We start from the raw sequence: 12,460 nt of genomic DNA, 5'->3' as shown, positions 1-12,460 counted from the left end.
ATCCCGAACGAGAAATAAAAAGTGCTACGGTTTTCGCGAAATTTTTTTATGGAGGGCTATCTGGGTTCCACCACCACCCAGTAGCTCGTGTAGCGCGACACGCGCAACGGCAGGGCTCTTGCAAGCGAGGCCAGGATCCGGTCCGTGTCGTCCAGGGCGTACACGCCCGACACGATCAGGTCGGCCACGCGCGGGTCGCAGCGGATCACGCCGCGCCGGTACCGCCCGACTTGGTCCAGGAAATCGGCCAGGCGCAGGCGTTCGGCCACCAGTTGGCCGCGCAGCCAGGCTGGCGCCTGCTGCAAGGCCTCCGGCATCGGCTCGGCCGCCAGCGGCGTGAACGCGGCGGATTGGCCCGCGTCCAGGCGCAGGGGGCGGCCCCGCGAGGGCTGGATCTCCACCGCGCCTTCATAGACGCCGACCCGTATCCGGTCGCGCTGCTGCTCCACCGTGAACCGGGTGCCCAGCGCCTGCACGTCGCCAAAGGCGGTGGCGACGAAGAAGGGGCGGCCCGCGGCGGCCGGGCCGTGGCCGGTTTGCACGTAGATCTCGCCGCGGCGCAGGACCAGCCGGCGTGTGTCGGCGGTGTATTCCATGTCCACGGCGCTGTCCCCGTTGAGTACGAGCCGGGTGCCGTCGGCCAGCGTGATTTCGCGCCGTTCGCCTACGGCGCTGCGGTAGTCGGCGGCGTAGGCCTGCCAAGGCAGGCGTTGGGCCGCCAGGCCCGCGGCTCCGGCGCCCAGCACCGCCCAGCCCATCAAGCGCAGGGCCTTGCGGCGTCCCGCCTGCCGGCCCGAGCGGGCCAGAGCCTGGGCCGATGCCTCGGGCGACACGTCCATCAGCCGCGTATCGATCCGCTGCACTTGCTGCCAGGCGCGCTCATGGTCCGGATGGGCGGCGCGCCAGCGCTGCCAGGCGGCGCGTTCGTCGGCGCTGGCTTCGCCGGACCACAGGATGACCAGCCATTCCAGTCCTTGAGCCAGTATCGGTTCGGGGATGTCCCCGTGCCGGGCGCTCACAGCGCGGCCAGGCAGGCTTGGGCGGCGCGCAGCATGTGCTTGCGCACCAGCGCCACCGACACGCCCAGGCTTTGCGCGATGTCGGAATAGGTCCGGCCCTCGAACCGGGACAGGATGAAGACCTGGCGGGCGCGGGCGGGCAGGGCGTCCAGCGCGGCGTCCACCGCCATCAGCGTTTCCAGCGCCAGCGCGCGCGCCTCGGCCGAAGGCATGTGCGCTTCGGGCAGGCTGGCCAGGGCGTCCAGGTAGGCGCTTTCCAGGGCGCGGCGGCGGTACAGGTCCACCACCAGGCCCCGGGCGATCTGGGTGAGAAAGGCGCGCGCCTGGCCGGCTTCGGGCAGCCGGCCCGAGTTCAGCAGCCGTTCGTAGGTGTCGTGCGACAGGTCCGCGGCGTCGTGGGCGCAACCCAGCCGCCGCCGCAGCCAGCCCGCCAGCCATCCGTGATGGTCGCGGTAGAGCAGGTTCAAGGCATGGTGCGCCGTGGGCTGGGTGGCCGCCGTCACGATGGGTTCCCGTCAGGTCCAAAACTGCAAATGATAATCGTTGTTAATTGTGTTGGACAAGCGCGGCGCGGAACGAAATGCCTCATGCAATCAAATGAGATGTTTAACTTTTCATTGCAACCTGTCGTAAAGCATAGGTAGCCGCTACACGCAACCCGGAGTGACCCCAATGTTCAAGAATCTCAGTATTCGCGCGGTCTTGACGACCGCTTTAGCCGTTTTCTTCGCGCTTTTCCTGCTAACCGGCATCGCCGTCCACCAGCAGCTGACCTCCAACCGCAATTCCATCGAAGTGCTGCTGGACACCAACCTGGTCCGCGCCAATGCGGTGAACGGCGCTGGCGCCGAACTGTTGCGCGCCCGCCTGGTGCTGCTGGCCGCGCAGACCGCGCTGATGGAAGGCAAAAGCCTGGACAACCTGGCCAGCATGCAGCGCCTGGACGGCTACACCAAGAAGGCCGGCGAGCTGATCGACCTAGCGCGCAAGACACCCGAAACCTCGCCCCAGGGCAAGCCGCTGCTGGACGCGGCGCTGGCGGCCTACGACGTCTATCACCGCGACGCCATCGTGCCCATGATCGCGGCCATCCGTGCCGGCAACGCACAGGATTCCAACCGCCTCAACCTGGAAAAAGTCACGCCGCTGGGCCTGACCTTTACCGCCGCCATCCAGAAGTACGTGGATTACGCCGACGAAGTCGGCCAGCGCGTGGCGCGCGACGCCTCCACTCGCATCAACGGCGCGATCGCCGTCCTGATCGGCCTGCTGGTCGTGGTGGCCGCGCTGGTGGTGGGCCTGTACGCGGTGTTCGGCCGCGCGGTGTTCCGTCCGCTGCATGAAGCCGGACGCCTGTTCGACCGCATCGCCGGCGGCGACCTGAGCAACCGCATCGAGCAACGCGGCAACAACGAAATCGGCGTGCTCTACGCCGCCGTCAAGCGCATGCAGGATAGCCTGGCGCGTACCGTGTCGGCCGTGAGGCTGGGCGTGGAAGAGATCCACACCGGCGCGCGCGAGATCGCCGCGGGCAACATCGACCTGTCTTCGCGCACCGAGCAGCAGGCCGCCTCGCTGGAAGAAACCGCCGCCAGCATGGATGAACTGTCTTCCACCGTGCGCAACAACGCGGAAAGCTCGCGCAGCGCCTCGGAACTGGCCGTGGCGGCGTCCGAAGTGGCCACGCGCGGCGGCCAGGCCGTGGGCGACGTGGTCGGCACCATGCGCGGCATTGCCGACAGCTCCAACCGCATCGCCGACATCGTCGGCGTGATCGACGGCATCGCCTTCCAGACCAACATCCTGGCGCTGAACGCCGCAGTGGAAGCGGCGCGCGCCGGCGAGCAGGGCAAGGGCTTCGCCGTCGTGGCCAGCGAAGTGCGCGCCCTGGCGCAGCGCAGCGCCGCCGCCGCCAAGGAAATCAAGGGCCTGATCGACGACTCCGTGCAGAAGGTATCGGTCGGTTCGGACCAGGTGGAAGCCGCCGGCGCCACGATGCAGGAAATCGTGGTCTCGGTGCGTCGCGTGACGGACATCATCAACGAAATTTCCAGCGCATCTGAAGAACAGTCGCAGGGCATCCAGCAGGTCAACCAGGCCGTGTCGCAGATGGACAGCGTGACGCAGCAGAACGCCGCGCTGGTCGAAGAGGCCGCGGCGTCCGCAGCCTCGCTGGAAACCCAGGCGCAGCGCCTGCGCGAAGCCGTGGCCGTGTTCAAGCTGCAGACCGGCCGCGTGATCGACGCCGACGCGCCGGCCGTGGGCCGCAACGGCGAACCGGCTTTGCTCGGCGCCTGATTGCGTCGCTGACCTTGGCCCATAAGGCGGCCGGCCCGGAGGGCTGGCCGTGAACCGAACCAAAGCCCCCTGCGTGTTTGCGCCTTGGGGGCTTTGTTCATGGGCCAGATCTGCGGCCCACATGGCGGCACTACATGGCGGCACCATTTCCCGGCGCCGACGACAACCAGGGACAAAAGGTGCCAGCCGCGCCACACAGGCATAAAATAGCGGATTGCCTACCCCCTCCCGCACACAGGATCCCGCGCCATGAACGCACGCATCCCCGAAGACGCTCTTCCTCCCACCCTGGACCCGAAGGCCCTGCAGGCTTTCGTCGACGAGAAATGGGACAACGAGATCATCCCGGCGCTGACCGACTACATCGCCATCCCGGCCAAGAGCCCGGCGTTCGACGCGGACTGGGAAAAGAACGCTTTCATCGAGCGCGTGGTGCGCGACGCCGCGCAGTGGGTCGAGGCGCAGAAGGTCTCCGGCCTGAAGCTGGAAGTGGTGCGCCTGCCGGGCCGCACGCCCGTCATCTTCTTTGACGCGCCCGCCACCCGCAGCGACAACGGCGACACCGTGCTGCTGTACGGTCACCTGGACAAGCAGCCCGAATTCTCCGGCTGGCGCGCAGGCCTCGGCCCCTGGACCCCCAAGCTCGAAGACGGCAAGCTCTACGGCCGCGGGGGCGCCGATGACGGCTACGCCGTGTACGCCTCGCTGACCGCCATCATGGCGCTGGACAAGCAGGGCATTCCGCGTCCGCGCTGCGTGGGCATCGTCGAAACCTGTGAAGAATCCGGCAGCTACGACCTGCTGCCCTATGTGGACGCGCTGCGCGACCGTCTGGGCAACGTGGCCCTGGTGGTGTGCCTGGACTCCGGCGCCGGCAACTACGACCAGCTCTGGATGACGACCTCGCTGCGCGGCATGGTGTCGGGCACGCTGGAAGTCCAGGTGCTGGACGAAGGCGTGCACTCGGGCGACTCCAGCGGCGTGGTGCCGTCCTCGTTCCGCATCCTGCGCCATCTGCTGGACCGCCTGGAAGACAGCAGCACCGGCCGCCTGCTGCCGCAGAGCCTGCATTGCGAGATCCCCGCCGAACGCGTGGAACAAGTGCACGCCACCGCGCGCATCCTGGGCGACGAAGTCTGGCGCCGTTTCCCCTGGAGCTGCGGCGCCGACGGCGGCTTCGTGCTGCCCATGACGACCGAACCCGAGCAGGCGCTGCTGAACCGCACCTGGCGTCCGACGCTGTCGGTGACCGGCGCCGAAGGCCTGCCGCCGCTGTCCAGCGCCGGCAACGTGCTGCGCCCGCGCACTGCATTCAAGCTGTCGCTGCGCCTGCCGCCGCTGATCGATGCCGTGGCCGCCTCGCAAGAGATCAAGGCCCTGCTGGAAGCCGACGCGCCCTATAACGCCAAGGTGATCTTCAAGGCCAACGAAGGCGCCGCCACCGGCTGGAACGCCCCGGCCTCGGCGCCCTGGCTGACCCAGGCGCTGGATGCGGCCTCGCAGCAATACTACGGCGCTTCCTGCGGCTACATTGGCCAGGGCGGCACCATTCCGCTGATGAGCATCCTGCAGAAGGGCTTTCCCAAGGCCCAGTTCATGGTCTGCGGCGTGTTGGGCCCCAAGTCCAACGCCCACGGCCCCAATGAATTCCTGCACGTGCCCTACGGCAAGAAACTGACCGCAGCCGTGGCCCAGACCATGGCCGCCATGCCCACCGCGTAAGCGGCGGCGACGCTCTTCAAAGCGCGGGCCGCAACGCCCGCGCTTTTCTTTTTTCCAGGACGGACACCCATGATTTCCTCTTCCGACGCCTACGCCAACGTGGTCGCTGAGACCAAGCACTGGCTGAACCAGGCCGTGATTGGCCTGAACCTCTGTCCCTTCGCCAAGGCGGTGCAGGTCAAGGACCAGATCCGCTTTGCCGTCAGCGATGCCACCGACGCCGAAGGCGTTCTGACCGACCTGCAGGACGAACTGGCGCTGCTGGCCGAAGCCGATCCGGAAAAGATCGACACCACGCTGCTGATCATTCCCGACGCGCTGGACGATTTCATTGATTTCAATGACTTCGAAGACCTGTCCGACCGTCTGCTCAAGCGCATGCGTCTGGTGGGCGAGCTGCAGGTGGCCACCTTCCATCCGCAGTTCCAGTTCGCCGACACGCAGCCGGACGACATCGAGAACTACACCAACCGGTCGCCGTACCCGATCCTGCACCTGTTGCGCGAAGACAGCATCGACCGCGCGGTGGAGTCCTTCCCGGACGCCGCCGAAATCTACGAGAAGAACATCGATACGATGAAGCGGCTGGGGCTGGAAGGTTGGAAGAAGTTGATGACCAAGGCCTAGCGCCCTCAGATCGCATACCAAATACCGCTGTTCGGAATAAAACGCTCGCTTGCTCCACGGAGAGCCTCGGGATATCCCTAGATAGCCCGTCCGCGGTATTGCATACAACATACTGACGCCGTGACAGCTCGCCGTAAGGTGAGCGGCCCGCGCGTCCTTTCCCTTCGATTGCTTTGCCCCGCGGCCTCTCCCGGGCGCGGAGGCGTTGTCCTTGCCTGGAGAGTTGTATGCGATTTACCCGCCGCCATGCCCTGGGCGCGCTCGCCGCGCTGCCCCTGATCTCGCGCCCCGCCTGGGCCCAGAATACCTTTCCGACCCGTCCCGTGCGCCTGCTGGTGGGCTTTGCCCCTGGCGGGCTGACCGATATCGCGGCGCGCGCCCTGGCCGAGCGCATGGGCAAGACCTTGAAGCAGAGCGTAGTGGTGGAAAACCGTCCCGGCGGCCAGGCCATCATCGCCACGGTGGCGGTGGCGCGCGCCGAGCCCGATGGCTACACGCTGGGTTTCGCCGGCACCAACGGCATGATCCTGAATCCCTTGCTCTACAACAACCTGCCTTACCAGCAGTCGGATTTCAAGCAGCTGGGCTCCATGGGCAAGTCGCCGATGCTGCTGATCGTGCATCCCGACCTGGGCGTGAAGAACGTGCAGGAATTCATTGCGCTGGCCAAGAAGAAGCCCGGCGACATCACTTGCGCGCATGCGGGCCGCGGCGTGATCAACCACCTGGCGCTGCTGCATTTCCAGTCCAAGACCGGCACGCAGTTCCAGGACGTGCCCTACAAGGGCAGCGGCCCCGCGCTGCTGGACCTGATGGCAGGCACGGTGCAGAGCACCTTCGACTTCCCGACCTCGGCGCTGCCCAACATCAAGTCTGGCAAGCTCCAGGTGCTGGCGGTCACCTCCGACAAGCGCCTGTCCAGCTTGCCCGACGTTCCCACCATGAAGGAAGCGGGCGTGGACGGCTTCGAGCTCTATACCCGCATGATGATCTCGGGTCCGGCCGCCATGCCGGCGCCCGTGGTCGCGGCGCTGGAGAACGCCGTGCGCGAAGGCACGCGCGATCCCAGCCTGGTGCAGCAGTTCGCGGACCAGGGCGTGACCGTGGAGTTCACCTCGTCGGCCGACCTGGACAAGGTCATCGCCGATGAATCCGCCATGTGGGCCCAGGTCATCAAGGCCAACGGCGTGCCCAAGACCGACCTGAAGAGCTAAGGAGCCACCGTGGCAGAACAACCCAGCATCACCGTCACCCCGGAACGCGCCCTGCTCGACGTGACGCGCGAGATCCGCGTGAGCGGCTTTCCGGCCTACGCCTTCATCACGGTCACGGCCAGCATGACGATGTGCGGCGCGCCATGGCGCTCGCAAGCGGTATTCGTGGCGGGCCATGACGGCAGCCTGGACCTGTCCCGCGATTGCCCCGTGTCCGGCAGCTACGCCGAACCCGCGGCCATGGGCATCGTCTGGTCCATGGCCTGCGAGGACGTGGCCAGCGTGGTGTTCCCGCCGGACCGGACCGAGCCGCTCGTCATCCGCATCGAAGCCAGCGACGGACGCCAGTCCGCCGCGGCGACCCTGGTGCAGGAATTCCAGGCCGAAGGCGTCACGCACCGCAGCGTGCGCGAGCAAGTCGGCGGCATGACGCTGTCGGGCGAGCTTTACACCCCCGCCGGACCGGGCCCGCATCCGCTGGTGATCTACATGAACGGCTCGTCCGGCGGCGTCAACGCGCCGCGCGCGGCGCTGTTCGCGTCCCGCGGCTACCAGTGCCTGGCGCTGGCCATCTTCAACTACGAGGGCCGCCCCAAGTATCTGAACGACATGCCGCTGGAGTATTTCGAGCATGCGCTGCGCTGGGCACGCGCGGAGCTCAAGCCGCGCGACGGCTTCGTGGCCCTGTCCGGCATCAGCCGCGGCGGCGAGACCTCGCTGCTGGTGGCCTCGCATTACCCGGACCTGGTAAGCGCAGTGGTCGCCTATGTGCCTTCGCCCGTGATGCACGGCGTAGTCAGCGCTGGCGCGCCCGGCACCGGCCGCGACGCGCAGGTCTGGACCAAGGGCGGCGAGCCGCTGCCGCACCTGTGGCAGGACAACGCCAGCGCCAACTGGGACGCCGCCTACGCGTCCCAGCCGCCGTACCGCCAGACGCACGCCTTTCTCAGCGCCACGCGCGACAGCGCGGCGTTCGAGCGCGCCCGCATTCCGGTCGAGAACTATCCTGGTCCGGTGCTGCTGGTCAGCGCGTCGGACGACGGCTTCTGGCCCAGCACCGCGTACTCTGAAATCGTCATGCGGCGGCGCCAGGAACATGGCTTGCCCACCTTCCACCATGTCTGCATGGGCGCCGGCCATCACGTGCACTATCCCTGCCTGCCCGCGACCCTGATCAGCAAGCCGCACGCCATGTCCGGCCTGCTGCTGGACGCGGGCGGCACGCCCAGCGCCAACGCGGCGGGCAACGAAGGCTCCTATCTGGCGGTGCTGGAGTTCCTGGGCAGGGCGGGGGGCGTGGCGAAGTAGGCGGCCGGGCTTGGCCGCCCGCCCGTCATCCGTTGCGCAGCTTCTGTTCCGACACGAACGCCGACCAGCGTTGCAGCTCGCCGCGTATCAGCCCGGCGAACTCGGCCGGCGTGTTGGCCTGGGCGGCTTCCATGCCCAGGCCGGCAAGTTTGTCGCGCACCTCGGCGTCGGCCAGGATGGTCTGCATGGCGCCATTCCATTTGGCGATCAGGTCCGGCGGCGTACCTGCGGGCGCGACGATTCCCTCCCATTCTTTCAGGTTGAACGCAGGCACGCCGGCCTCGGCCAGCGTGGGCACGCCGGGCAAGGCGGCCATGCCGCCATCACGCGTGACGGCGAGCGCGCGCAGCTTGCCGGACTGCGCCAGCGGCACGGCGACGGAAGCAGTGGCGAACATGGTCTGCACGTAGCCGCCCATCAGCGCCTGCGCCGCTTCCGCAGGACCCTTGAACGGCACGTGCAGCATGTCTATGCCGGCCGCCTGGCAGAAGGCCGCGCCCAGCAGATGGGCGGGCGAGCCGTTGCCGCCGGAACCGTAGCTGAGCTTGCCGGGCTGGCGCTTCGCCTGTTCGACCAGGCCGCGGACGTCGGCGTATTCGCTGCCTGGCGCCACCAGCAGGGCGTTATACAGCCAGACCAGGTTCGCGATCGGCGCGAAGTCGCCATCCGTGCGGTACGACACCTTGCCGAACAGCGCCGGCAGCACGGTATGCGTCAGGAACATGATGCCCACGGTGTAGCCGTCGGGGGCGCTGCGGGCGACGGCGTCCAGCCCTATCATGCCGGTCGCGCCGGGCCGGTTCTCCACCACCACCGGCTGCCCCCAAAGGCGCTGCAGCCTTTCGCCGATCACGCGCGCCAGCACGTCGGGCGGGCTGGCCGCCGGCAGCGGCACGATGATGCGTACGGGCTTGTCCGGGTACGCGGCGCGGGCGGCCCAGGGCAGGGTACAGGCCAGGGCGCCGGACAGGCCCTTCAGTAGCGTGCGGCGGCGCATGGCTCAGGCCGCTGACGAGACAGGCGGCATGAAGATCACGTCGTACTCCGGCGCCACCGCAACGACCTCCGCCGGACTCGACATGTTGTGGATGCGCCGGTAAAGCTCCAGCAGCTTGCCCGCGGGCGCGGCCCAGAACAGCGCGGTGGCGGCGACGCCGGAATTGTTGAAGAAGGCATGCGGCACGCCACGAGGCATGCGCACGAGGTCGCCGGGGCCGGCCGAGGTCTTCTTGCCGTCCAGCAGCAGGTCGATGCGGCCGTCCAGCACGAAGATGTACTCGTCCTGGTTGGGGTGCACGTGCGGCGGCACGAAGCTCTCTTCCGGAAACGTGGCGTGCCAGGAAATGCTGTCCAGGCTGACCTGCTTGGGCACGTACACCTGGCCCAGGATGTTCCAGGAGACGCCGTCCAGGCCGGCCTGGGCGCGGGTGATGTCGGGGGTTTCGAGAATCATGCTGCACTCCTCAGGATTGCGACAGCCGATCCAGCGTCGGCTTCACGAGCGGGTTGGATGATGCGAAACGGGGCTTGAACGTCTGCCTGGCGCGGGCCAGGTCGGCTTCGTCCCAATAGCCGATCAGGATGCCGCCCTCGGAAATGCGCGGCTGGACTTCGATCGATTCGATGGTGCCGTCGGCCACCGTGGCGCGTTGGCGCGGCTGGCGCGCCCAGCGGAACAGCAATTCCTCCATGCGCTTGCGCACCGCCTCATGCGCGGGCGAGGCGCCCAGGTCGACGAATTCGTTCGGGTCTTCCTGCAGGTCGTACAGCATCGGCCGGTAGCCTTCGGCCAGCACGTACTTCCAGCGTTCATCGCGCACCATGCGCAGCCAGGCCTGGCGCGCGGGCGTACCCAGCGCGATGCGCGAATCCTGGAAGGCATAGTCGTACTCGCAGATGACGTGGTCGCGCCAATCCGGCGGCGTGTGGCCGAACAGCAGGGGCCGCAGCGAACGCCCGTCCATGATGTGCGGCACCGGCACGCCGCCACAGGCCTCCAGGAAGGTCGGCGCCAGGTCTATTGCTTCGACCATGGCCGCGCAGCGCGTGCCGCGGGCGGCGTCAGCCCGCGGATCCGGGTCGTAGACGATCAGCGGCGCGCGGATGACGGGTTCATGGAACAGGTCCTTTTCCCCCATCCAGTGGTCGCCCAGATAGTCGCCGTGATCGGACGTGAATACGATCATGGTGTTGTAGAACAGTCCGCGCGCCTCCATGAAGCGGAACAGCGCGCCGAGCTGGTCGTCGATCTGCTTGATCAATCCCATGTAGCCCGGCATGACGGCTTCGCGCACGCCGGGCTCGGAAAAGGTCGCCGACACGCGATGCCGCATCATCGCGGCGTACACCGGATGCGGGTCGGCGCGTTCGGCCTCCGATCGCACCACAGGCAGCGCGTCCTGCGCGTTGTACATGCCGGCGTAGGGCGCAGGCGCCAGATAGGGCCAGTGCGGCTTGATGTAGGACAGGTGCAGGCACCAGGGCTGCTCGCCCGCCTCGCTGATGAAGTCCATCGCGCGGCGCGTGATGTACGGCGTCTCCGAATGCTCGTCGGGCACGCGCGCGGGCAGGTTGGAGTACTTCAGGAACCAGCCCGAGCGCACCGTGCCGTCCGCGTCCACGGCGGAATTGGCCCAGCTTTCCCAGGGATTGTCGCCGCCGTAGCCCTGCGCGCGCAGATAGTCGTTGTAGCGCGGGTCCGGGTCATGGCCAGAATACGGATGGATGCCATCGTCGCGCTCGTAGGCGTCGAAGCCGCATTCGGCAATGCGGCGGCCGATGACGGAGGCCGGGTCTATGCCCAGCCGCGACATGCCGGCCATGTCGGCGCGCATGTGGGTCTTGCCCACCAGCACGGAACGCACGCCCAGCGGCCGCAGATGGTCGCCGATGGTCATCTCGCCGGCCTTCAGCGGCACGAAGTTCCAGCTGGCCCCGTGCGCATGCACGTAGCGTCCGGTGTAGTAGCTCATGCGCGACGGGCCGCAAACGGGCGACTGCACGAAGGCGCGGTCAAAGATCACGCCGCGCGCGGCCAGCGCGTCCAGATTCGGGGTCTTCAGCCTGGGGTGGCCGAAACAGGAAAGATGGTCGTAGCGCAGCTGGTCGCACATGATGAAGAGAATGTTCTTCACGCCTCGGGTCATGCTAGGCTCCTGTCTCCGATTGGGGCATGCAGGAATTCTATCGACGGCCTGCGCGCGCATCCCTTGAATTGTTTTGATGTCGATTACCCCAGGTAATCGGCCGGAGAGGCGGCTTGCGACTCCAGCATCTGAACCTGTTGCTCACCCTGGCCCGGACTGGCAGCATGCGCGCCGCCGCGCAGGTCCTGAACGTGTCGCAGCCGGCGCTGACCAAGTCGCTGCGCCAGCTGGAAGAAGAGGTCGGCGCCGAACTCGTGGTGCGCACGCCCAAGGGTGTGCGGCTGGCGCAGGCCGGCGAGATCCTCGCGGCGCGCGCCGCGGTCGTCATGCGAGAAATCGAGAAGGCTCATGAAGACCTGGCTTGGCACCTGCGCGGCGCCGAAGCCCAGGTGACCCTGGGCGTATCGCCCGCCGCCGCCATCCTGCTGGCGCCGGGCGCGGTGGCGCGCTACGGCGCGCGCTGGCCGCAGGTGCGGCTGCGGGTGCGCGACACGCTGTATCCGCAGGCGCTGGAGCGCATCCGTTCGGGCGAACTTGACATGGCGCTGGGGCCGCTGCCCGAAGCGGGCGGGGGAGGCGACCTGGCCGTGCAGCCGCTGTTCGAAAGCCAGTCGGTCATCGTTGCGCGGGCGTCGCATCCGCTGGCCGGCGCCCGGCGCCTGAGCGAACTGGCCGAAGCCGCCTGGGTGCTGACCGGGCCGGCGCAGGGGCCCGGCGATCCCAGGGCGCTGTACAGCGACGAAACGCAGGCACGCGCGCTGCACCTGCAGCTGGAATGCGAGTCCTTTTCCACGTTGCTCGCGTTGATGCCGCAGCTGGACCTGATCGGCATCATGCCGCAAGGGTTCCTGGACCGTTACGGGCCGGCGTTGGGGCTGGTGCGGCTGGACATCATTGATCCCTTGCCCAAGACCGTCATCTACGTGACGCACCGCGCCGATGCGCCGCTGACGGTGCCGGCGCGCCGCCTGCTGGACGCGCTGCTGGGCGAGGCCGCGCAGCTGGCCGGCCACCCCTGAGTCGCCAGGGATCGGTCCAAAAGGTTGAGATCCGTCCGCGGCGTCATGCCAGCGGCGTAAGCCTCAATATCTTTGACGGCCAGCGATGCGCGGCCTTACTTTTTTTG

At 67.7% G+C, this 12,460-nt stretch carries 11 protein-coding genes; 6 read left to right on the top strand and 5 right to left on the bottom strand.

Translation table 11 applies throughout. The annotated features are described in order from the left end of the window. Positions 1-56 precede the first annotated feature (56 nt). Together IB257_RS06490 and IB257_RS06485 are read right to left on the bottom strand one after the other, a co-directional pair. Positions 57-1,019: a FecR family protein gene (locus IB257_RS06490; protein WP_192352344.1), complete on the bottom strand. Its 963-nt coding sequence runs from the start codon at positions 1,017-1,019 to the stop codon at positions 57-59. Continuing rightward, on the bottom strand, positions 1,016-1,522 hold the full coding sequence (locus tag IB257_RS06485) for a sigma-70 family RNA polymerase sigma factor (protein WP_054456247.1): 507 nt from the start codon (positions 1,520-1,522) through the stop codon (positions 1,016-1,018). Before IB257_RS06485 ends, IB257_RS06490 begins: the two co-directional genes overlap by 4 nt. A 169-nt stretch (positions 1,523-1,691) precedes the next feature. Between IB257_RS06485 and IB257_RS06480 the strand changes: the two genes are divergently transcribed. From IB257_RS06480 to IB257_RS06460, 5 genes are all read left to right on the top strand, one after another. Then, on the top strand, positions 1,692-3,317 hold the full coding sequence (locus tag IB257_RS06480; protein WP_192492062.1) for a methyl-accepting chemotaxis protein: 1,626 nt from the start codon (positions 1,692-1,694) through the stop codon (positions 3,315-3,317). A gap of 249 nt (positions 3,318-3,566) precedes the next feature. Next, positions 3,567-5,039 carry a M20 family metallopeptidase gene (locus tag IB257_RS06475; protein WP_054456249.1) on the top strand — a complete coding sequence of 491 codons (1,473 nt, stop codon included), beginning with the start codon at positions 3,567-3,569 and terminating at the stop codon, positions 5,037-5,039. Between the two features lie 69 nt (positions 5,040-5,108). Beyond that, a complete protein-coding gene (locus IB257_RS06470; RefSeq protein ID WP_192492061.1) occupies positions 5,109-5,666 on the top strand; it encodes a DUF1415 domain-containing protein in 558 nt (185 codons plus the stop codon). A 227-nt stretch (positions 5,667-5,893) separates the two neighbouring features. After that, positions 5,894-6,880 (top strand): tripartite tricarboxylate transporter substrate binding protein, encoded by a 987-nt coding sequence (locus IB257_RS06465; protein WP_054456251.1) that lies wholly within the window; start codon positions 5,894-5,896, stop codon positions 6,878-6,880. A 9-nt stretch (positions 6,881-6,889) separates the two neighbouring features. Continuing rightward, on the top strand, positions 6,890-8,188 hold the full coding sequence (locus IB257_RS06460) for an acyl-CoA thioester hydrolase/BAAT C-terminal domain-containing protein (protein ID WP_192492060.1): 1,299 nt from the start codon (positions 6,890-6,892) through the stop codon (positions 8,186-8,188). A 25-nt stretch (positions 8,189-8,213) separates the two neighbouring features. Here IB257_RS06460 and IB257_RS06455 read toward each other — a convergent pair whose 3' ends face one another. The 3 genes from IB257_RS06455 to IB257_RS06445 are packed head-to-tail and all read right to left on the bottom strand — an operon-like array spanning position 8,214 to position 11,334. Next, positions 8,214-9,185, bottom strand: a complete 972-nt coding sequence (locus IB257_RS06455; RefSeq protein ID WP_054456253.1) for a tripartite tricarboxylate transporter substrate binding protein — start codon at positions 9,183-9,185, stop codon at positions 8,214-8,216. A 3-nt stretch (positions 9,186-9,188) separates the two neighbouring features. After that, on the bottom strand, positions 9,189-9,641 hold the full coding sequence (locus tag IB257_RS06450) for a cupin domain-containing protein (protein ID WP_054456254.1): 453 nt from the start codon (positions 9,639-9,641) through the stop codon (positions 9,189-9,191). A 10-nt stretch (positions 9,642-9,651) separates the two neighbouring features. Next, positions 9,652-11,334, bottom strand: a complete 1,683-nt coding sequence (locus IB257_RS06445) for an alkaline phosphatase family protein (RefSeq protein ID WP_192492059.1) — start codon at positions 11,332-11,334, stop codon at positions 9,652-9,654. 113 nt (positions 11,335-11,447) lie between these two features. Here IB257_RS06445 and IB257_RS06440 point away from each other — a divergent pair, with 113 nt between their 5' ends. Next, entirely contained in the window at positions 11,448-12,353 is a 906-nt protein-coding gene (locus IB257_RS06440; RefSeq protein ID WP_125470632.1) for a LysR substrate-binding domain-containing protein, read from the top strand. The last annotated feature ends 107 nt before the right edge of the window (positions 12,354-12,460 follow it).

The sequence above is a fragment of the Achromobacter sp. ACM03 genome, from assembly GCF_014851665.1.
GTDB classification, from domain to species: domain Bacteria; phylum Pseudomonadota; class Gammaproteobacteria; order Burkholderiales; family Burkholderiaceae_B; genus Achromobacter; species Achromobacter aegrifaciens.
The sequence above is the reverse complement of the archived record's forward strand: the minus strand, read 5'-3'. Positions and strand labels throughout refer to the sequence as shown.

Coding starts and splice junctions, on each gene's coding strand:
- IB257_RS06450 (WP_054456254.1), bottom strand. CDS start 9,641: ATGATTCTCGAAACCCCCGACATCACCCGCGCCCAGGCCGGCCTGGAC.
- IB257_RS06445 (WP_192492059.1), bottom strand. CDS start 11,334: ATGACCCGAGGCGTGAAGAACATTCTCTTCATCATGTGCGACCAGCTG.
- IB257_RS06455 (WP_054456253.1), bottom strand. CDS start 9,185: ATGCGCCGCCGCACGCTACTGAAGGGCCTGTCCGGCGCCCTGGCCTGT.
- IB257_RS06470 (WP_192492061.1), top strand. CDS start 5,109: ATGATTTCCTCTTCCGACGCCTACGCCAACGTGGTCGCTGAGACCAAG.
- IB257_RS06480 (WP_192492062.1), top strand. CDS start 1,692: ATGTTCAAGAATCTCAGTATTCGCGCGGTCTTGACGACCGCTTTAGCC.
- IB257_RS06465 (WP_054456251.1), top strand. CDS start 5,894: ATGCGATTTACCCGCCGCCATGCCCTGGGCGCGCTCGCCGCGCTGCCC.
- IB257_RS06475 (WP_054456249.1), top strand. CDS start 3,567: ATGAACGCACGCATCCCCGAAGACGCTCTTCCTCCCACCCTGGACCCG.